The 21054-nt window shown below is 30.8% G+C and carries 20 protein-coding genes and 1 tRNA gene; 9 read left to right on the top strand and 12 right to left on the bottom strand.

Annotated features, from left to right (window positions below):
* Positions 1-308 precede the first annotated feature (308 nt).
* Genes MED152_RS10315 through MED152_RS10305 form a run of 3 tightly spaced genes read left to right on the top strand, consistent with a single transcriptional unit; the run spans position 309 to position 3042 of the window.
* On the top strand, positions 309-1298 hold the full coding sequence (locus MED152_RS10315; RefSeq protein WP_015481822.1) for an aspartate-semialdehyde dehydrogenase: 990 nt from the start codon (positions 309-311) through the stop codon (positions 1296-1298).
* 8 nt (positions 1299-1306) lie between these two features.
* The gene (locus tag MED152_RS10310; protein WP_015481821.1) at positions 1307-2353 is read left to right on the top strand and encodes a ferredoxin--NADP reductase; all 1047 of its coding nucleotides are present in this window, start codon (positions 1307-1309) and stop codon (positions 2351-2353) included.
* A gap of 20 nt (positions 2354-2373) precedes the next feature.
* A complete protein-coding gene (locus MED152_RS10305; protein ID WP_015481820.1) occupies positions 2374-3042 on the top strand; it encodes a LysE family translocator in 669 nt (222 codons plus the stop codon).
* Between the two features lie 75 nt (positions 3043-3117).
* Here MED152_RS10305 and MED152_RS10300 read toward each other — a convergent pair whose 3' ends face one another.
* From MED152_RS10300 to MED152_RS13640, 10 genes are all read right to left on the bottom strand, one after another.
* Positions 3118-4971 carry a M1 family metallopeptidase gene (locus tag MED152_RS10300; RefSeq protein WP_015481819.1) on the bottom strand — a complete coding sequence of 618 codons (1854 nt, stop codon included), beginning with the start codon at positions 4969-4971 and terminating at the stop codon, positions 3118-3120.
* 67 nt (positions 4972-5038) lie between these two features.
* Positions 5039-6751: a S8 family serine peptidase gene (locus tag MED152_RS10295; protein WP_015481818.1), complete on the bottom strand. Its 1713-nt coding sequence runs from the start codon at positions 6749-6751 to the stop codon at positions 5039-5041.
* Between the two features lie 13 nt (positions 6752-6764).
* Positions 6765-7607 (bottom strand): MBL fold metallo-hydrolase, encoded by an 843-nt coding sequence (locus tag MED152_RS10290; RefSeq protein ID WP_015481817.1) that lies wholly within the window; start codon positions 7605-7607, stop codon positions 6765-6767.
* A 99-nt stretch (positions 7608-7706) separates the two neighbouring features.
* Positions 7707-9113: a CotH kinase family protein gene (locus MED152_RS10285; RefSeq protein ID WP_238559139.1), complete on the bottom strand. Its 1407-nt coding sequence runs from the start codon at positions 9111-9113 to the stop codon at positions 7707-7709.
* 186 nt (positions 9114-9299) lie between these two features.
* Positions 9300-9370: transfer RNA gene (locus tag MED152_RS10280), tRNA-Cys, on the bottom strand.
* Positions 9371-9424: 54 nt separating this feature from the next.
* The gene (locus MED152_RS10275) at positions 9425-9805 is read right to left on the bottom strand and encodes a VOC family protein (RefSeq protein ID WP_015481815.1); all 381 of its coding nucleotides are present in this window, start codon (positions 9803-9805) and stop codon (positions 9425-9427) included.
* A gap of 5 nt (positions 9806-9810) precedes the next feature.
* Complete coding sequence (gene folB, locus MED152_RS10270; RefSeq protein WP_015481814.1) at positions 9811-10167, bottom strand: dihydroneopterin aldolase; 357 nt, start codon at positions 10165-10167, stop codon at positions 9811-9813.
* Positions 10168-10593, bottom strand: a complete 426-nt coding sequence (locus MED152_RS10265) for a DUF2452 domain-containing protein (protein WP_015481813.1) — start codon at positions 10591-10593, stop codon at positions 10168-10170.
* A 19-nt stretch (positions 10594-10612) separates the two neighbouring features.
* Entirely contained in the window at positions 10613-10996 is a 384-nt protein-coding gene (locus MED152_RS10260) for a VOC family protein (RefSeq protein ID WP_015481812.1), read from the bottom strand.
* A 58-nt stretch (positions 10997-11054) separates the two neighbouring features.
* A complete protein-coding gene (locus MED152_RS13640; protein WP_015481811.1) occupies positions 11055-11270 on the bottom strand; it encodes a zinc ribbon domain-containing protein in 216 nt (71 codons plus the stop codon).
* A 113-nt stretch (positions 11271-11383) separates the two neighbouring features.
* On the opposite strand from MED152_RS13640, the gene MED152_RS10255 reads away from it, so the two are divergent.
* Both MED152_RS10255 and MED152_RS10250 read left to right on the top strand, forming a co-directional pair.
* Entirely contained in the window at positions 11384-13069 is a 1686-nt protein-coding gene (locus MED152_RS10255) for a glutamine--tRNA ligase/YqeY domain fusion protein (RefSeq protein ID WP_015481810.1), read from the top strand.
* A 22-nt stretch (positions 13070-13091) separates the two neighbouring features.
* Positions 13092-13397: a DUF6370 family protein gene (locus MED152_RS10250; RefSeq protein ID WP_015481809.1), complete on the top strand. Its 306-nt coding sequence runs from the start codon at positions 13092-13094 to the stop codon at positions 13395-13397.
* A 3-nt stretch (positions 13398-13400) separates the two neighbouring features.
* Here the strand turns inward: MED152_RS10250 and MED152_RS10245 are convergent, their stop codons facing one another.
* Complete coding sequence (locus MED152_RS10245; RefSeq protein ID WP_015481808.1) at positions 13401-16025, bottom strand: DUF5916 domain-containing protein; 2625 nt, start codon at positions 16023-16025, stop codon at positions 13401-13403.
* Between the two features lie 238 nt (positions 16026-16263).
* Between MED152_RS10245 and rplM the strand changes: the two genes are divergently transcribed.
* The 4 genes from rplM (at position 16264) to tsf (ending at position 19117) form a co-directional block, all read left to right on the top strand.
* Complete coding sequence (gene rplM / locus MED152_RS10240) at positions 16264-16719, top strand: 50S ribosomal protein L13 (RefSeq protein WP_015481807.1); 456 nt, start codon at positions 16264-16266, stop codon at positions 16717-16719.
* Positions 16719-17105 carry a 30S ribosomal protein S9 gene (gene rpsI / locus MED152_RS10235; protein ID WP_015481806.1) on the top strand — a complete coding sequence of 129 codons (387 nt, stop codon included), beginning with the start codon at positions 16719-16721 and terminating at the stop codon, positions 17103-17105. The genes rplM and rpsI overlap by 1 nt, the downstream gene beginning before the upstream one ends.
* 153 nt (positions 17106-17258) lie before the next feature.
* Entirely contained in the window at positions 17259-18119 is an 861-nt protein-coding gene (rpsB, locus tag MED152_RS10230) for a 30S ribosomal protein S2 (protein WP_015481805.1), read from the top strand.
* 26 nt (positions 18120-18145) lie between these two features.
* Positions 18146-19117 (top strand): translation elongation factor Ts, encoded by a 972-nt coding sequence (gene tsf, locus MED152_RS10225; RefSeq protein ID WP_015481804.1) that lies wholly within the window; start codon positions 18146-18148, stop codon positions 19115-19117.
* A gap of 67 nt (positions 19118-19184) precedes the next feature.
* On the opposite strand, the gene MED152_RS10220 is transcribed toward tsf, so the two are convergent.
* Positions 19185-21014 carry a DUF3857 domain-containing protein gene (locus tag MED152_RS10220; RefSeq protein ID WP_015481803.1) on the bottom strand — a complete coding sequence of 610 codons (1830 nt, stop codon included), beginning with the start codon at positions 21012-21014 and terminating at the stop codon, positions 19185-19187.
* Positions 21015-21054 lie beyond the last annotated feature (40 nt).

Genomic DNA, 21054 nt, shown 5'->3' with positions numbered 1-21054 from the left:
TAAAATAATTCTCGACAAAATTACAATAATTTTAGCATTCTAAACTATTTTGTTTAAGCAGAAAATAAAGAATAAATATAATCTTAAGAAAAATCACCAGATATTTATAATGCTTTTGTTTAACGCTACTAAAAGTAGTTATAACAACCTATTTTCATCCTTAAAGAAATCATAGAAAAGGAATTTTTACAACAATCTGTTAAATTTTAAACATCTGTAAATATATTGGTAAATATTTATTAAAATAATGGCTAACATGTATTTAGTTCTCATCTTTGTAAAAGAATTTAGAAACAAAATTTAAAATAATGAAAGTAGCAGTAGTTGGTGCAACTGGTATGGTTGGCACAGTGATGTTAAAAGTATTAGAAGAACGTAATTTACCTATAACCGAATTTATACCTGTAGCTTCTGCTAGATCTGCAGGAAAAAAGTTAAGTTATAAGGGTAAAGAATTTACAATCGTAACCTTAGAAGATGCTGTAAATTTAAAACCAGACATCGCTTTGTTTTCTGCAGGTGGAGACACCTCTTTAGAATGGGCTCCTAAATTTGCAGAAATGGGTACTACAGTTATTGATAATTCTTCTGCTTGGAGAATGGATGCTGATAAAAAATTAGTTGTACCAGAAATTAATGGTGATGTACTAACAGCCGAAGATAAAATTATAGCAAACCCAAACTGCTCTACAATTCAGTTGGTTATGGCGTTAGCACCTTTACATGAGAAATATACAATGAAACGGTTAGTAGTTTCTACCTATCAATCTGTTTCAGGAACTGGAGTAAAAGCTGTACAACAATTAGATAATGAAGAGGCTGGAATTGATGGAGAAATGGCTTATCCTCATAAAATTGGTAGAAATGCACTACCTCATTGTGATATTTTCTTAGACAATGGTTACACCAAAGAAGAAATGAAGTTGGTGAACGAACCAAAGAAAATTTTAAGAGATGATTCTTTTTCTGTAACTGCAACTGCAGTTCGTATTCCTACAGCTGGTGGTCATTCAGAAGCTGTAAATGTGCAGTTTGAAAATGATTTTGATTTGGCAGAAGTGCGTCAATTATTAAATGATTTTCCTGGTGTTATTGTACAAGATGATTTAGACAACAACGTATACCCAATGCCAATTAATGCTCATGACAAAGATGAAGTTTTTGTTGGACGAATTAGAAGAGACGAATCTCAAGAAAATACCTTAAATTTGTGGATAGTTGCAGATAACTTAAGAAAAGGTGCTGCAACAAATACAGTTCAAATAGCTGAATTTTTAATTGCAAATAATTTAGTTTAAACACATTTATGGCAGATTTTCACAAAGTAAACATACAAGAAGTTAAACAAGAAACCGCAAACGCGGTTTCTGTTTTATTTGATATACCTGAACAATTAAAGCAAGATTTTAATTTTGTTTCTGGGCAATACATAACATTACAAACCATTATTAATGGAGAAGAAGTTCGAAGAGCTTATTCCATTTGTTCTACACCAAAAAGTAACGAAATTAGAGTTGCAATTAAAGCTGTAGAAAACGGAACGTTTTCTCAATATGCAACCACTGAATTAAAAACTGGAGATTCCATTGAAATTTCGGCTCCAGAAGGTAGATTTGAGCTAAAACCAGAAGCAAACAAAAATTACATTGCATTTGCTGCAGGTTCTGGTATAACTCCTATTTTATCTATGGTAAAATCGGTTTTAGAAAATGAACCTTCTGCAAACTTTACTTTAGTTTATGGTAATAAATCTGTTGCAGACACCATTTTTTACGATGAGTTAAATGCATTAAAAGAGAATTATCCAAATCAATTTAAGCTACACTATATTTTTAGTAGAGAAGAAGTAAAAAACCAGTTAAGAGGAAGAATCGATAAAAGTGTTACAAATTACTTTGTAAAGAATATGTACAAAGAAACCACTTTTGATGCTGCTTATTTATGTGGCCCAGAAGAAATGATTAATGCTGTTACTAGTACTCTTAAAGAAAATTACTTTACAACAGAAAATATTCATTTTGAATTATTTACAGTATCTGTAGATGAAGAAGCTCTTGAAGAAGTAAAAGAGGGTACCACCAAAATAACAGTTTTGTTAGATGATGAAGAAACTACCTTTAGCATGCAACAAACAGATGATATTTTAGCAGCTACATTGCGTAATGATTTAGATCCTCCTTATTCTTGTCAAGGTGGAGTTTGTAGTTCTTGTTTAGCTAAAGTAACAGAAGGTAAAGCTGTTATGGTTAAGAACACTATTTTAACTGATGGTGAAATGGAAGAAGGATTTATTTTAACATGCCAAGCACACCCAACAACATCTACCATTTCTATTGATTTTGATGACGTTTAAAATCCTTATTTTTGTAAAATATGGATATTTACGACTTTAAAAACGCTTTACTTATTGGCTTTTTCATGGCTTTTATGATTGGGCCTGTATTTTTTATGCTGATTCAAACCAGTATTTTAAAAGGTGCAAGAGCTGCTATTGCTCTAGATTTAGGCGTGATTTTGGGCGATATTTGCTTTATATTGATTGGCTATTATGGAAGTAGATCTTTATTAGAAAAAATTAAAGACGATCCTAGATTGTTTTTTATTGGTGGTTTAGTACTTATCATTTATGGCTTAATTACCTATTTTGATCGAGAAAATAAAAAGCAAGCATTAGAATCTGCCAAATCTATAGAAGTGCCTATTGTAGAAAACAACTACCTTAAATTATTTGTAAAAGGATTCTTTTTAAATTTCATAAACATTGGTGTTTTGGCTTTTTGGCTAGGAACTGTATTAGTAATTGGACCTGCCCTAAAAATGAATCAAAATGCAATATTTTTATATTTTGCTACCATCATTTTAGGATATTTTATTACAGATTTATGTAAAATAGTTTTAGCAAAACAATTAAAAAGTAAAATGACACCTGCTGTAATTTATAGAGTAAAACGTGTTATGGGTATCATATTGATTGTTTGTGGAATTTATTTAATGCTTATGGGCTTTATTCCTAAAGAAAAAATAAACGAATTCTTAACCTAAGAAATAAACAAGTTGACATAATAAAAAAGGTGAAGCTTATAGCTTCACCTTTTTTATTATATATACTGATTATACCTATTTTGCAGGATAGGTATTGTTATCTAATTTAACATCTGCCATTAATCCACTTTTATCAATAGTTACAGATTTTACAGCTTTTGCTGCATCAAAAGAATATGTTGGAATAGCCCAAGCCCAATCTTCTAAAACAGTTGCAGTTGTAGGCTTAACACCTCTCATAATACGTAAAGGAATATTAAAACTTTCTGTAGATCCATCTGTGTATTCTACCTCTAAATCTATTGGCATTGGCATTTTACCAATTCTTTCTAAAGTAATGGTTTTGCCATTTACAGATTTAACTCCATAATCTATAGTGTGCGTAGTTTGTGTCCATTCGTTTAAATACCAGTCTAAATGTATACCAGAAACTTTCTCCATTGAACGTTTGATATCATTTGGAGTTGGGTGTTTAAAACTAAAATCGTTAAAGTACTTTTTTAAACCTTTAGCCACATTTTCTGAACCAATAACATATTCTAATTGCGATAAGAAAATATTTCCTTTAGAGTAACTTGCAGTACCATATGCCCAGTTTGTGTTATATCTATCTGCATGTGTAGAAAGAGATTCTTCATAACCTCTGTTTACAATTGTTCTATAGCCTCTATAAGAACCAGCATGCGGATTTTCTTTATTCTCGTTTAAAATTTCGTTTTCTGCTTTGTTAGAAATGTAACTTGTAAAACCTTCATCCATCCATGGATGTAAACTTTCGTTAGAAGCTAATAAAAATTGAAACCAAGTATGAGCCATTTCATGAGCAGTAACACCAAATAAGCTTCCATATTTACGCTTACCTGTAATTAAAGTAGCCATAGCATACTCCATACCTCCATCTCCACCTTGAATTACTGAGTATTGTTCATAAGGATATTTACCTACATTCTCAGAAAAATATGCCATTAACTCTGCAGTTTGTGGTTGTAGTTTTTTCCAATTTTGTAAATATTCACCTTCTAAAGTTTTTTTGTAGAAAAAATGTAAAGTTGGCCCAGAAGGCATTTTTAAAATATCGTGATTATACTCAGGGTCTGCAGCCCAAACAAAATCATGTACATTTGGTGCTTTAAAATGCCATGTTAATTTATCGCCTTTAGGTAAATTTAATGGTTGATTTTTATCTGCATAATTATGACCAACTTCTTGCGGATTTTGCAAATAACCAGTACCACCAACTACATAATTTTTATCTATGTGCAAGGTAACATCAAAATCTCCCCAAACACCATGAAATTCACGTGCTATATATGGTGGAGTATGCCATCCTTGAAAATCATACTCAGCCATTTTAGGATACCATTGAGCCATAGAAAGTGCAACATTTTCTTTACTATTTCTTCCTGAACGTCTTATTTGCACTGGCACTTGCGCATCAAATACCATATCAAAAGTTACAGTTTCTCCGGCTTTAATAGGCTTTTGCAATTTTACTTCTAGAATTGTACCTACAGTTTCATAAGTTACTTCAGCACCATCTTGTTTTAAAGAATTTACTTTTATGTAACCAATTTCATTTGGTTTTAATTTGCTGATTCTATCTCCTACCCTTCTGTCTGGATCTGCAATGTTTAATGAACGAACATCCATTTGAGAACCAGGTTGAAACGCATTAAAATATAAATGATAAAAAACACGGTCTAAATCGTCTGGAGAATTGTTTGTGTACACTAATTTTTGTGTTCCTTTATATTGATAGTTGTTTACATCCATATCAATATCCATAGTATAATCTACCTGTTGTTGCCAATAACCATTAGCATTCGAAGACATTTTATTTTTTGTGTTTTCTGAGTACTGAACGTCTTTAGTTTCTGCACAAGCAACAAGCATACCTACAGATACCAGTAGAAGTAATAATTTTCTCATATAAATTGATTTTTTAAGTGTTTATAAAAGTATAAAAATAGCAACAATCTTTAATTGTTTGGTGCTATTATTTTTTGTTTGATATATAATCTGCCAATTGTAAGGCATTGTATGCATTTATAATTCTACCTGAAACTGACAGCTCAGAAAACGGAACTAATTCACCTTCTGGATTACTTTCTGATTGAGAACCAGGTTTAATGACATTAAAGTTAATTTTAACTCCAGAATTCATTAAAATTTCTTTTACCTCTTTCGCTGATAAATTAGGATAATATCCTCTTATTAAAGCTGCTACTCCAGCAGTTGAAGGTGCTGCCATAGATGTACCACTTAAAGCCTCGTATTTATCATTTGGTACAGAAGAATAAATATCTACACCAGGTGCAAAAACATCTACATTGATTTTACCGTAATTAGAAAAGTTTGCTGGTAAATTTTTATCGTAAGCCAAACTACTTGCGCCAATGGTTATTACATTATCTGCAAATTCAGTAATCATGTCTTTAGAATCTGTTGGATAAGATGCTCTAGTGTCTATATTTTTACCATCATTACCAGCTGCATTTACAATTAAAACATCATTGTCTGCAGCGTATTTTATAGCATCGTAAACCCAGTCTTTATTTGGTGAAAAACGTTTACCAAAACTTGTATTTATAATTTTTGCTCCATTGTCTACAGCATATTTTATACCTAAAGCTACGTCTTTGTCATGCTCATCTCCATCAGGCACAATTCTAACAGTCATAATTTTTACGTTATTTGCTACACCTACTGCTCCTATGTTATTAGTGGTATTTGCTGCAACAATACCTGCAACATGAGTACCATGTTTAGCTGCATCTGCAGTACCTAACACATTATTATTACCATAAAACTTATCTGAAATATCATACAAATCATCGCCTAAAGTTTGACGATAATTCATTTCTAAATCATAACCTTTCATTGCTTTTTTAATCTCGGTTAAATATTCTACAACCTTTTCATGTTCTTCATGTAGGTTCTCCTCGCTCATTCCTTGCTGTAAAATATTGGCTACATTTTTAATTTTAACTAAGGTTTTTAAGTTCGGCGCTTTTAGACCATTCACCAACTCTAAGGTTAAATCTTCTTGTTTTGCCAATTCTTTAACTGCAGTAAAATCTTGCTGAATTAAACCTAATGTTATTAGGTAATCTTCCATTTTACTGATTTCTGCTTCCTTTTCAATAATTGTAGCATCGTATTCTTTTACCAACTTTAAATACGCATCATATTCTTTTTTAACTTCTTCTGATAAAGTTGCTACATCAACATTAGCAAATTTTATTTTTCCTTTTTTTACCAATCTTGTAATTTCTAATTGATCTATAGTAACAATATCTCCTGCTTTATTGCCCAGAAAATTCCATCCAAAGACATCATCTTCAAAACCATTTTTATCATCATCTATATTATTGTTATCAATTTCTGATGGGTTTATCCAAAGTACATCTTTTAAATCTTCGTGTTTTACATCTACTCCAGAATCTGCAATTGCAACAATTACTTCTTTACTTTTTTTACCTTCTAAAAATTGATAAGCTTTAGCTAAACTCATACCAGCAATAGAATCTTGAGTAATATCTAAATGCGACCAAATTTGAAAATCACTTTCAGATAAATCTGTTTTTTTTGCTGGAGTTGGATTTATTTCATTAAAATTTGGCTGAACAACTACTGTTTGTGTTGTTTTACAGCCTACCAAAAAAAGTGCTATGAAAGCACTCAAAAAATACGCTCTTACATTTCTCATTTCTGTATGTTTTTTAACTAAATATTTCTGAAAATTTGTGTGTTGTGTTAAGTCTAACTCCTTTTTCTGTGTGCTTTACAGTGCAAATTTCATTATGTGCATCGTGCTCTAAAAATAGATAGAAATTTTCATCTGCAGCAAGGTTTAAAAAGTCGGCCTTTTCTTTAATGGTAAGTAATGGCCTAGTGTCATAACCCATAACATATGGTAGAGGTATATGACCAATTGTTGGTAATAAATCTGCCATAAAAACCAAGGTTTTGTCTTGGTATGTTAGTTTAGGCAGCATTTGCTTTTCTGTATGACCATCCATAAATAAAACATCGAAACCTATTTGCTCTTGATAATTACGGTGTATAAATTCTAACTGACCATTTTCTTTAATAGGATTTATATTTTCTTTTAAAAATGATGCTTTTTCTCTTGGATTTGGTTCTGTTGCCCAAGACCAATGTTTATCATTAGACCATACTTTGGCATTCTTAAATGCTGGTATTAGTAGCCCATCTTTGTTTCTTTCAATAACACCTCCACAATGATCAAAATGTAAATGAGTTAAAAAAATATCTGTGATATCATCTTTATGAAATCCTAAATTTTTAAGAGAAGTATCTAAAGAAAAATCACCAAATAAATAATAGTAACCAAAAAATTTATCTGACTGCTTATTTCCAAGACCTGTATCAACCAAAATTAATCGATCTCCATCTTCAATTAACAAGCAACGCATGCTCATTTCTATTAAATTATTTGAATCTGCAGGATTTGTTTTTTGCCAAATAGTTTTAGGTACAACACCAAACATTGCACCACCATCTAATTTAAAATTCCCTGTTTCTATTGGGTAAATTTTCATCTTCTTAGTAACTTAAGTTTGTTACAAAGATGTTAAAAAAAAGATTGTTAATCGTTAAGAAAAATCTAAAGATTGAGTTTAATACAACTACAATTTTATTTATAAATTACTAAAATAATTATCTAGATAAACTAGTCTTTCCTGTAGCCAATTTTGCAAATGATTATAATGCTCTTGATTTGCTGTTTTATTAAGTTTATTTTGCCAAATTAAAAACTCTCTTTCATAAATTTTTTCATCCGAAAATTTAGAGTAAAGAACATTTATTTCTTTAAAAAGAAACTCATTAGAAAACTCTTTAGCCCTTAATGTTTGCCATCGATTTTTTAATTTCTGTTTATAATTGTTAGGATTTTCGGTGATTAACCTTTTTAGCAGTCCGTTTTCTAATACAATTTTGCTCGTAAAATATTGTGGCTTGCCATCTTGTATCACACCCCAAACACCATCTAAATCCCAAGGAACAAAAAAGTAAGGCTCATTCTTGTCATACCTAGCCAAGTAATAATTTTTACCCATATTATCTGTTGCACCCATTAAATTTACAAAAATGTAATAATCTATAGCGTTAGAAATGTTGATTTTACTTTCAATTTTATCTTTAAATTCTTGAGAAGAACTATTGATAACTAAATTCGAAAAACTAACTAAATTATTCCAATAATATTCATCATTTATTACAGGATATTTAATTTCCCAACCATTCCATTTCGGATCTATATAAATTGATTTTTCGACTATTTTCTCAAAACTAGGGCCACCTTTATAAGAATCAGCTTTAAATAATTCGCCACGAATTTCAGCCTCTTTGTTCTTTTTTAGATTCAGTTGTTTTCTATCTATACTTTCTGATAATTGATAAACTCCATAATATTCTTGGTTTTTAAATACTTCTACAAACTGAATATTGAAACCACTTTTAGCCTCTGGTTCTAGATCAGCATAGTAAGGTGTATTGATGCTGTTCCATAAATTTGTAGCTATTGCAGATCTTATTCGTAAAGGTTCATTAAACATGGCATCTAAGATCCAATCATCATCAGATCGTAAATTCTTGAATTGAATATTTCTACTTTTCTTACCTAAACTGTCTTTCCAAAATTCTAAATCGAAAGATTTTTTACTGAATGATAAAGATAAATTTCCTCTATGTCTTAAACCAATTATTGACTGCTGATAAGAATTACCCTCATAATAAGAGAAACTACCAACAATTTTATTTTTGCTATTAATTTTATTTTCATCAAAACCAATTTGAATAATAGGAAGCTTAGTTAAATAAAGTTTATAATCAGAACCATCGTTAGTTATAGAATATACTTTGTTATAATTCCATTCTAAGTCAATTGGTATTTCAATTTTCAAATTTTCTGTAAAACCTATTGATTTTTTATTTTTTATAGAATCTAAATCTGATACATGCCACAAAATAACTTTATGCTGCTGATCAACTTGAAAACTATTTAGTTTTGCTTTTGTAATCTGAGCAAAACTTATTGATGGCATTATACAACTAAATAAAATTAGTAATGTTATAGAAAGTCGATTCATGAAAAATAATCTTTTGGCTAAAGCTAATTTAATGTATTATAATTAATTAACTATGATAAACTGGTCAATAGCTCTATTTGAAAGAAGAACAATAGCTAAAAACAAAAAACTCTGATAAGTTAATTATCAGAGTTTTTTTTGAGGTGTCTAGCGGATTCGAACCGCTGTACATGGTTTTGCAAACCATTGCCTAGCCACTCGGCCAAGACACCTTTTAATTATTGGATTGCAAATTTACGGAAATTTACAAAGCTTGCAAGCATTTTTTACTTTTTGATTTTCCAAGGAGGATTTACTCTATTCTCTCCTGCATAATATAAAATCAATTGATTGTTGGCGGTATCTTTTAATCGTGCTTCACGCCATAACCAAGATTTATCATTTGGTAATTCATCAAAAACGATTCCTTTATCCTGCAAATTTGCTACTTTTTCATCTAAATCATCACACTCAAAGTAAATAGAAGTTCCAGAATTTTGAGGCAACTCTTCTACTTTATGAATAGAAAAAGTAGAATTACCATCTGGACATATAAATCTTACATAATTTGGCAGTGCATCAACTATTAAATCTAATCCTAAAGTTTGATAAAACGCAACCGCTTTTTCTAAATCTAAAGCAGGTATTGTTACTTGATTTAGATTCATTGCATTTATCTTTTTTTAGACAAAACAATAACAACTTCCTCAACATTTCCGCCAATAGGTGGATTAATTTTAGAAACAGCAACAGTTGCTTTTTTAAGCATTTTTATCTCTGTAAAAAAGCGATCTAAAATTCTTTGTGCAACCTCTTCTAACAATTTAGATCTAATTTGCATTTCTTCCTTAACGATATGATTTAAATGAACATAATCTACTGTGTCTGCTAAATCATCTGTTTTTGAAGATTTCTTTAAATTGGCTTTTACTTCAACATCTACTCTATACCAAGAACCTATCTTAGCCTCTTCATCCAGACAACCATGAAAAGCATAAAGTTTTATATTATTAACTTTTATAATTCCCATTTATGCTTCTTTATTAGGTGTTTCTATCTTTTCCCACATTTTATCTGTGTTCAATCTAAATGAACCTAAATATTCAAAGCTACATTGCTCTGGAGCAATAATTGATAAAAAAGGTTCGTTATTTTTATTATTGTACAAATGATAATTTTCGCCAAAAATAGGCTCAAAACTAAATTTGGCATTATAAATTAAATCATTGTACTGAAACTTTTGCATTAAAGCTTCATACTCTTTCTTAACCTCGTCAAACTTAGATTTCAATTGTTTGTTTACACGTTGAATACCATCGTTTTTCCAACTGGCTGTATTTAATGGTTTAATTACAGGAGAGCTTGCAGACGTACCATAAGGCTTTAGAGCAGCATCATACTGTTGAGTTTCCTCATTAAAAACTACTAAATCTGGTTTTTTACTTTCTTTCTTCATAAAGTGTAAAGGTTACATTCTATACTGTATTATTAACTTCAATCCAATATCCATTTGGGTCTTGAAAATAGATTTGTAAAACACCATCTGCTCTAACATAATCTTTATTTACAGAGCCAATCCAATCTGAAAAATCAATGTTTAAATCCTCCAAGTGTTCTGAAAAGGAAATTAGATTTTTGGTTGATAATGCAAAATGAACAGCTTTATTGGTAACTACCTTAAAATCTGGCCTAGGAATAACATGTAACTGAATTTTATCATCTAGTAACAACCATCTTGTTTTAGATGTAGATGCTGTATTTGGAATTTCTTTAAAATCAAATACTTTTTTGTAAAATGAAATAGATTCATCTACATCTTTTACAGAGATTGCAATATGATCAAAAGAAAAATTAGGCATTTTTAAAACTTTTTTCAAGATTACAAAAATACGATAAAAATCAACGGATTAGAAGGTTCTAGCTCGTGAAAAAGTCAAAAACATTGCTAATTGCACTAGTTTTTGTTTTATAAAATTCGGTATAAGTACATCTCTCACAAGTTACACTTGTAAATTTCTGGTTTTGAATATCAAAAATTTTTGATAATGTACCACCTGTTGCTCTCATTTGACCTAATTTATACGTCTTATTATTACACTTTGGGCAAGTATAATTACTAATTTGATTACTCATAGTTTATCTCGTTTATTTTATTAGAGCATTAATTTACGATTTTGTTACAAATACTCAATAGCTGAAAAGTATTTTATGTAATTTTGTAGCTCAATTTATTTAATAAATATAGGATGTCTGAAGAGAATAAATCACTGAATTTTTTAGAGCATATTATAGAAGATGATTTGGCTAATGGAATGCCAAAAGACGATTTACGTTTTCGTTTTCCACCTGAACCAAATGGCTATTTACACATTGGTCATACCAAAGCAATTGGTATTAGTTTTGGCTTAGGTGAAAAATACAATGCACCTGTAAATTTAAGATTTGACGACACAAATCCTGCCAAAGAAGAACAAGAATATGTAGATGCAATTAAGGAAGATATAGCTTGGTTGGGTTACAATTGGGCAAACGAATGTTATTCTTCAGACTATTTTCAACAATTATATGATTGGGCAATATTATTAATAAAAGATGGTAAGGCTTATGTAGATTCTCAAACTTCTGAAGAAATGAGAATACAAAAAGGCACACCAACTGAAGAAGGTACAAACAGCCCTTATAGAAACAGATCTGTAAATGAAAACTTGGAATTATTTCATGGAATGAAAGAGGGTAAATTTAAAGAAGGGGAACACGTTTTACGTGCTAAAATAGATATGGCTAGTCCAAATATGTTAATGAGAGACCCATTAATGTATAGAATTATGTACAAAGCTCATCATAGAACTGGTACAGATTGGTGCATTTACCCTATGTATGATTGGACACATGGAGAAAGCGATTATATAGAACAAATTTCTCATTCTTTATGTTCTTTAGAATTTAAGCCACACAGAGAATTATACAATTGGTTTGTAGAAAATGTTTATAAATTTAGCGAATCAGAATATCCAAATCCACCAAAACAACGTGAGTTTTCTAGATTAAACTTAAGCTATACTATTATGAGTAAGCGTAAGTTATTAAAACTAGTAGAAGAGAATATTGTTTCTGGTTGGGATGACCCTAGAATGCCTACAATTTCTGGCTTAAGAAGAAGAGGATATACACCTGCTGCTATTAGAAGCTTTATAGAAACAGTTGGAGTTTCTAAACGTGAAAACGTAATTGATGTTGCACTTTTAGAATTTAAAATTAGAGAAGATTTAAATAAAACTGCAAAAAGAGTAATGGGTGTTTTAGACCCAGTAAAAGTGGTTATTACAAATTATCCTGAAGGAGAAGAGGAACTTTTAGACGCAAGTTATAATGATTACGAAGAGGGCTTTGGTAGTAGAAAAGTACCTTTCTCAAGAGAAATTTATATTGAAAAAGAAGACTTTAGAGAAGAGGCTAACAAAAAGTTCTTCCGTTTAAAATTAGGGAAAGAGGTTCGTTTAAAAAATGCTTACTTCATTACTGCAAATAGCTGCACTAAGGATGAAAATGGAAATGTTACAGAAATTCAATGTACTTATGACCCATTAACAAAATCTGGCAGTGGAACTCCTGAAAGTATGCGAAAAGTGAAAGGAACCTTACATTGGGTTTCTGTTAAACACGCTATTAAAGCAGAAGTTAGAGCTTATGATCGTTTGTTTTTAGATGAAGCACCTGATTCGCATAAAGACAAAAATTTTATGGAATTTTTGAATCCTAACTCTTTAGAAATTATTGATGCCTACTTAGAGCCAAGTTTACAAACTGCTGCAATTGGAGAACGTTTTCAATTTCAAAGGTTGGGTTATTTTAACGTAGATCATGACTCAAAACCAGAAGCTTTGGTATTTAACAAAATTGTTGGTTTAAGAGATAGCTGGACTAAGAAATAAGTATTTAAATTGCATTTGTTTTATGAAAAAAATAATCATTTTAAGCTTTATAGCTTTATTAGCTTGTAATCAAAAATCAAAAGTTAGTGTTTTAGAAGCACCTATTGCTTGCGGCCAATGCATGTTTGAGTTAGACTCAGAAGAAGGCTGTAGTTTGGCTGTTAAAGTTTTAGACAAACCTTATTTTGTTGATGGTTTTGGAATTGATGATTTTGGTGATGCCCATGATGAAAAGACTGGATTTTGCAACGTTGTTAGAACCGCCAAAATTAAAGGTGTTATAGAAAATGATAGGTTTGTTGCAAGTTCTATAATAATGGTAGATTAATAATTACCTAGCAAATCTATAGGTAGCCTTAATTAAAAAAGTATCGTTAGCTGGCGCTTCAAAAACTTGATTGGAAACACTATCTACTAAATCATTGGCAGGATCAACACTACCTACAGATCCTCTTGCCCAAACAAAAAACAACTCTGAACCTGGTATATATTCCCATCTTGCTACTAAGTTAGTTTGAAGTTGTACAAAAGAAAAATCTGGATTTTCGAAACTGTAATCTGTGGTTCCATCTCTATTTTCATCAATTAAATAGGTCTCATTTTGAGTACTTATTTGATTCGAATCGTAAATAGAAATTCTATCATTAATACTATTTGCAATAGGATTTACTACATAATTTAAATCTGTAAATCGTCCTTTAGAAATAAAAGGTTGACCATAAAATTGTAAAGAAATATTTGGTGTAAAGCTATAATTTAAACGAAGTGTAGTTGTTAATGTTTGGTTTTGAATTTCTCCTAAAATATATCTTGCATCAGTGTTAAAATTAGTTTCGGTAACATATTGAGTAGCATCATATAAATTAGCATACTCTATATTTAAAGACATGCTAAAAGCATCGAAAGGCTGATAATTTGTTCTGATAACAAATCGATCTCTAGAGGTTACATCTTCTTGGCTATGTCTATTTGAATATCCTAAAGTAAAACTAAACATTCTGCTCCTATCAGAATTGAAAAATAAATAAGCAAAACCAGTATTTGGTCTTCTAAATCTAGGACCACCTCTTAAAAAGAAATTATCATAAAAATGAGTATTTAAACCATAACCAATTTCTGTTGACCAATTGTTGATCCAATTAACATTACCCTGAACTTCGAATCGAATTCTATTTAAATTGCCTTGAAAATCATAAAATGTACCTTGCTCAAATCTGGCATTGATATTTCTGTAAGTTTCTGTTGGCACTTGCCATAAATAACTAAGGTTTCCAAATTGAATAATCTCATCTGTTCGTCTTAAAAAACCAACATCGTTTAACTCTAGCTCTGGAGACCTCCAAATTGCACCACCATTAAACCTCCAATTTCCACCTCCGTTTTTACCTAACTCTATTCTACCCCCTGTACCAGTTAATGACGTTTTATTAGGATCTACAGAAACATGAGTAGCATCTACTCTCTGAAAATTATGTCTTAATGTAGTTTGGGTTTGAGTGATAGCTTCTGTACTTCCTAAAACATGGCTCATTATTACATTACCATCTAAATAATAATCTCTATTGTGCCAGTTGTGCTGAAAATCGATACCTCCTGAATATGCCGCTTTGTGCAACTCATTAAAATCGCCATCTAAATGTCTATTTGTAGCTGTAAAAATACCACCAATAAAAGAGTTTCTTTCATTAAAATCTTTCTGAACTCGGGTTACAAAATAATTGGTTAAAGGTTCTACAATTTCTTCTCTTGTGCCACCATTAACTTCTCGAATCTCTGCAAACTCATTTCCAGTTACACTTTCTAAAACTCCTATAGACCAGCCATCTCTAGTTTTTCCAGAAAACTTTGCAGCTCCTAATATTCTTGAATTTTGTGGTTCATTTGCATATTCACCAAAAGCAAGGTTTGCACTTCTATGAGGATTTCTACCTATTCTTCTACTATAGAAAAGATTATCTCTACCATTAGCAAATTCATAATCGAAAATATTGCTGTTTTCTACAAAAAATGGTCTTTGCTCTCTAAAAAATATCTGAAAACCATCTAAAGCAATTGCTCCTGGATCTGCTTCTACCTGACCAAAATCAGGATTAACAGTTAAATCTAAGGTAAGATCGTTAGTAATACCAATTTTTGCATCTAAACCTGCATTGAATTTAAAATCGCTTCCTGTTCGAAAAGGATTGCCAGCTTCTGGAGGATAAGTATCGTATTGCATGACCGTAAATGGCTGAATCTCTAATTGCTTTTGCGCCTTTAAATCTTTTAACCCATGCAATTCACCTGCTTCACTTATAAAACCTGCTTGATCGTTAGGAATTCTTTGCCACAAAGATCTTTCTTGCAGCCTAAAAATGGTTCTATTAACGTTAAAACCCCAAATTTGTTCTTTTGCTTTCCCAAATCGTAATTGACTAAAAGGAATTTTCATTTCAGCTGTCCATCCTTTATCATCTACTTTGGCATCTGTATACCATATTGGATTCCAACTGTCATCCCAATTTTCCCCATTTTGAGAGGCAAATTCTTCACCTTTAACACCAGCTGCAGTTGTTGTAAAAACAAAGGCAGTTCTTTTATCATGATAACTATCAATAATTACATTAATTCTATCTCCTGCAAAACCATCTCTTCTACTAAGTCTTTCTTGAATTAATTCAGGGTTTGCATCCCAAGCACGCAAAGCAACGTAAAGATATTTATCATCATACATAACTTTAAACATTGTTTGATGTGCAGGATCTGTGCCTTCATCTGGATCTTTTTCTGTAAAGTCGGTAGACCATTCTACAACATCCCAAGCAGCATCAGAAACATCACCATCAATAATTGGTTTTTCAATAAGTTTTTTGGTGGTGTATATTCTTTTCGGAATTTTAGTAGTGGAATTATCTTGAGCATTAATCTTTGCTGAAAAAACTGCTATCACTGATAAAAAAAGTAAAAATTTCCCCATTTAATTGCCTTAAATTTTATAAAATTTCTGATGAAAAAAAACTCCTGAATTCAAGTGCAAAAATACCTCTCTATTTTCTTAAGTTTATGTTAATTATTTTAAGATTTACAAATGAAAAAAGAATTCCCAAAAAATATATTAAAGTGCTATTTGTCAATCAAATAAATCTCCTTACATTTGCACTCCTTTTTTAAGGAAAACAAATATTATTAATTGAACAAAAACTAATAGTGTAATTATGAACACATTAAGTTACAAAACAGTATCAGCAAACGCAGCTACCGTAAACAAGGAGTGGGTTTTAGTTGATGCGGACGGGCAAACGTTGGGTCGTCTAGCTTCTAAAGTAGCTAAGCTAATTAGAGGTAAATACAAACCAAATTATACTCCTCACGTAGATTGTGGAGATAACGTGGTTATTATCAACGCAGAAAAAATTGTACTAACTGGAAACAAGATGAGAGACAAGTCTTACATTCGTCACACAGGTTATCCAGGTGGTCAAAGATCGTTAACTGCAACAGAAATGTTCGAGAAAGATCCTACAAGATTAATCGAGAAAGCAGTAAAAGGAATGTTACCTAAAAATACATTAGGTAGTGCTTTATACAGAAACCTGTATGTATATGCAGGTGGTGAGCACAAACACGCAGGTCAAGAACCTAAAGCTATTAACCTTAACGATTACAAATAATGGATATAGTACACAAAATCGGTAGAAGAAAAACAGCTGTTGCTCGTATTTATCTTTCAGAAGGTAAAGGTAACATCACTGTAAATAAAAAAGACTATAAAAGTTACTTTACTACAGGTACTTTACAGTATAAAGTTCAACAACCTTTAATGTTAACAGAAAACTTAGAATCTTACGATATTAAGGTTAATGTTTATGGTGGTGGAGTTACTGGACAAGCTGAAGCTATTCGTTTAGCAATTACAAGAGCTTTAGTTTCTATTAACGAAGATCATAGAGCTGTCTTAAAACCAGAAGGATTATTAACGAGAGACCCAAGAATGGTTGAACGTAAGAAATTTGGTCAGAAGAAAGCACGTAAAAAATTCCAATTCTCGAAACGTTAATATTTTTGCAGAATTTATTCTGCAAGGTATTTTCTTTGAGAACTGTTATTATTACAATTATATAAATATAAACAGTTTAGTATCTAAATAATTAAGACTCGAAAGACTACTTAGTTATTGATTTCAAAACAGAAAGTAAACACATTTTAAAAGATGGCAAACATAAACATTCAAGAATTACTAGATAGTGGTGTTCATTTTGGACACTTAACTAGAAAATGGAACCCTAACATGGCTCCTTATATTTATACAGAAAGAAATGGTGTACACATCATTGATTTGTATAAAACTGCAGCTAAAATAGAAGAGACTTCAGAAGCTTTAAAAAAGATTGCTAACTCTGGACGTAAAATTTTATTTGTTGCTACAAAAAAGCAAGCAAAAGATATCGTTGCTGAAAAAGCAAAAGCGGTAAACATGCCTTACATCACAGAAAGATGGCCAGGTGGTATGTTAACTAACTTTGTTACTATTAGAAAAGCTGTTAAGAAAATGGCTTCTATTGATAGAATGAAGCAAGATGGTTCTTTTGATGCATTATCAAAAAGAGAAAAATTACAAATTAATCGTCAAAGAGAAAAATTAGAAAAGAATTTAGGTTCTATCTCTGATATGACTCGTTTACCTGGTGCTTTATTTGTAATCGATATTAAAAAAGAACACATTGCTGTAGCAGAAGCTCAAAAATTAAATATTCCAATTTTTGCAATGGTAGATACAAACTCTGATCCAAGATTAGTAGATTATGTAATTCCTGCCAATGACGATGCTTCTAAATCTATTGATAAAGTTTTAGGTTTTGTAACCGATGCAATTGCTGAAGGTTTATCTGAAAGAAAAGCAGACAAAGAAAAAGGTAAAGAAACTAAAGCTCCTAAAAAAGAAAAAGCACCTGCAAAGGATGCTGTAAAAGCTGAGAAGCCTAATTTAGAAGAAGCTGTAGTAAATACAACAGAAGGAACAACAACAGCTAAAGAAGCGAAAGCTGAAGAAAAAGCTGAAGAAAAAAAATAAGTTTAACTTTTAAATTATAACATAACATGGGAACAGTAAAAGTAAGTGCTGCTGATGTTAAAAAATTAAGAGAAGCTACTGGAGCTGGAATGATGGACTGTAAAAAGGCATTAGTTGAAGCAGGTGGTGATTTTGATCAAGCAATTGACGTTTTACGTAAGAAAGGACAGAAAATTGCAGCAAAAAGAGCTGATAGAGAATCTACAGAAGGTGTTGCTGTTACAAGAATAAACGATGACAAAACAGAAGGTGTTGCCATTGTTTTAGCTTGTGAAACTGACTTTGTTGGTAAAAACGAAAAGTTTGTTGCTTTAGGAGGTGAATTCGCAGATATCGCTTTAAACTATGACAACAAAGAAGATTTCTTAGCTGCTGATTTTGGTGGTATGACTGTTGCTGATAAATTAGTTGAACAAACTGGTGTAATTGGTGAAAAATTAGAAATTACTGCTTTTGAAAAAGTTAAAGCTGCTTATGTTGGTGCTTATACTCACATTGGTAAAATTGCTGCTTTAGTAGGTTTATCTGCTGTTGTAGATAATGCTGAAACTTTAGCGAAAGACGTTGCTATGCAAGTAGCATCTATGGGAGCAACAACTTTATCTTACAAAGATTTTGATCCTGCGTATGTAGCTGCTGAAACAGAAGCTAGAATTGCAGTTATTGAAAAAGATAATATTGAGTTAGGTAGATTAGGTAAAACATTAAAAAATGTACCTCAATTTATTTCTAGATCTCAATTAACTCCTGAGGTTTTAGCGCAAGCTGAAGCTGATGCAAAAGCACAATTAGCTGCTGAAGGAAAACCAGAGCAAATTTGGGATAGAATTTTACCAGGAAAAATGGAAAGATTCGTTGCTGATAATACTACTTTAGATATGGAGCAGTGTTTATTAGACCAAACTTTTATTAAAGATGAAAAGAAAAATGTTGCGGACTACGTAAACACGTATGGTGATGTTGAAATATCATCTTTTAAAAGAGTAACTTTAGGATAGATTCTATTTTAAAATACAAATAAAAAAACCTCGCAATTTGCGAGGTTTTTTGTTTTTCTACTTGCCATTATTCTTTCTCTAAAAGCAATACTATTTTATTAAAATCGGCAGCGCTATTAATAACCTTTCTATATTCTTCATAAATATCTACTGCAACTATATTCTTTCTATAATGTTCATCTGCAGTAATTTTAAGAACGTTGCCTTCTATAGAATAATAAGACTTGAAAGAAAATAACTCTTTGCCCTTTAAATTATAAACGTTGCTAATGTTTATTTCATCTAAATTCGTAATCTTATACCCTTCAGGAATTTTTATATTGATTGTTCTAAAATAACTTCTTTGAAACTCATTCTCTAAAGGAAGTACTCTTTTCTTTTCTTGATATAACTGCATTTGTGCACCAATTAATTTACCTAGTTTAAAAAGATATTTTCTTCCTGCTTTTTCTACAAAATCATTACTTGAAAAATCTGATATAAAAGTTATAGGTTTTACACCAAATAAATTAGGCGAGTCATTTATCATTTCACTTTTTGAGATTTCTATGTTCTCACTGATATTTTCAAAAATTCCGTCAATTAATTCTTGCCTTTTTTCACCTATAATTAAATTAGTAAATGGCTGTATGTTCATAGCATAATAACCATTAAAAGCCCTTTCAAAATGAATACTGTTAGTTGTTAAATCTTCATCATCGAAACTAACATCCACAACCATAGTATCCAAATTCATGGCTGCTTTTACAGGCTTAATATATTTGATTTTACCAAGGGCAAATTTAAAATCACCTACAGTAACCTCTTTAATAAACAACCCATAGTTATCTGTATAAAAAGGAGCTGGAAAGCCATATCTAGTATTGTTGGCATTTGGAGAAAGGTACTTTTTGTGTTTTGGAAAGTAGATTAAAAACTCGGTTAGAAAATTATTAGCTTCAAACTTTCTATCAAACTTTAACTCTTTTCGATTACTTGTTAAAACAAGTTCGTGTTTTATATTTAAACTTCTTAATAAAGCCAAATACAACTTTAGCACTCCTGTTTCATTGGCTACTTTTTTATTTAATACTTCATCTAAATTTTCTAAATCCTCACTATAAATGTCTGATGAGTAAACATTCGATTTTATAAAATTATCAATAACCCTTATTTTTTGTTCTTCTTCTGTAGTGCTAGAAATGTTTAATTCTTTCAAAAACGAGTTAATTGCCTGTACTGTGTTTTTAGAATAATCTTTGTAATAATAGTCGTACAGATTTTGCGAAACCTTATCATAAGAAACAATATTACTGCTATTATTAGCGGTGTTTTTATCTAATTTATAGATTAAGGAACCTCTAGAAGCATTATATGCAGACATATATTCGTTTTCTAGTTTATCAATTTTAGGAATTCTTAGCTTGTAATGATTCTTATTGACATTTGTTGTGTCTTCAGTAATACTAGGTACCCCATTATACGTTTTTATGTCAAAAATTAAATTGTTAGGTGAAAATAAATCAAATTGAACATTACTTTTTGGATATGATGCTTGTACAGTAATTCTTTTACCCATATATAATGGGCTTCTTTTAACCACATATAAAAACTCAATAAAACTACCTTTTGTGATACCTTCAAATGCGAAGTATTTATATGTTCTACCTGACTCTTCATCTTCTGCAGTAAGTATCTTAGATTCATCTAAATCTATTATTTTACCTTTTACATCTATAACTCTAGCTTTGTTTATTTGAAGTTCTGAATCTGACGAAAATGGCAAATAAATTTTATTATAGTCTTCTATAACATCATCTGAATTTAACCAAAGTACTTTATGTTCTAAAAAATATTCCACAAAATTATCTCCATCATAAAAAAATTCTGTTACTAATTTCTCTTTTAAAGAAACCATATTTTCCTCTGACTCATCTACTTTATAATTCGGACTTTTT

This window comes from Polaribacter sp. MED152 (genome assembly GCF_000152945.2).
In the GTDB taxonomy this organism is placed as follows: Bacteria; Bacteroidota; Bacteroidia; order Flavobacteriales; family Flavobacteriaceae; genus Polaribacter.
This window is presented reverse-complemented; position numbering and strand designations above follow the sequence as displayed.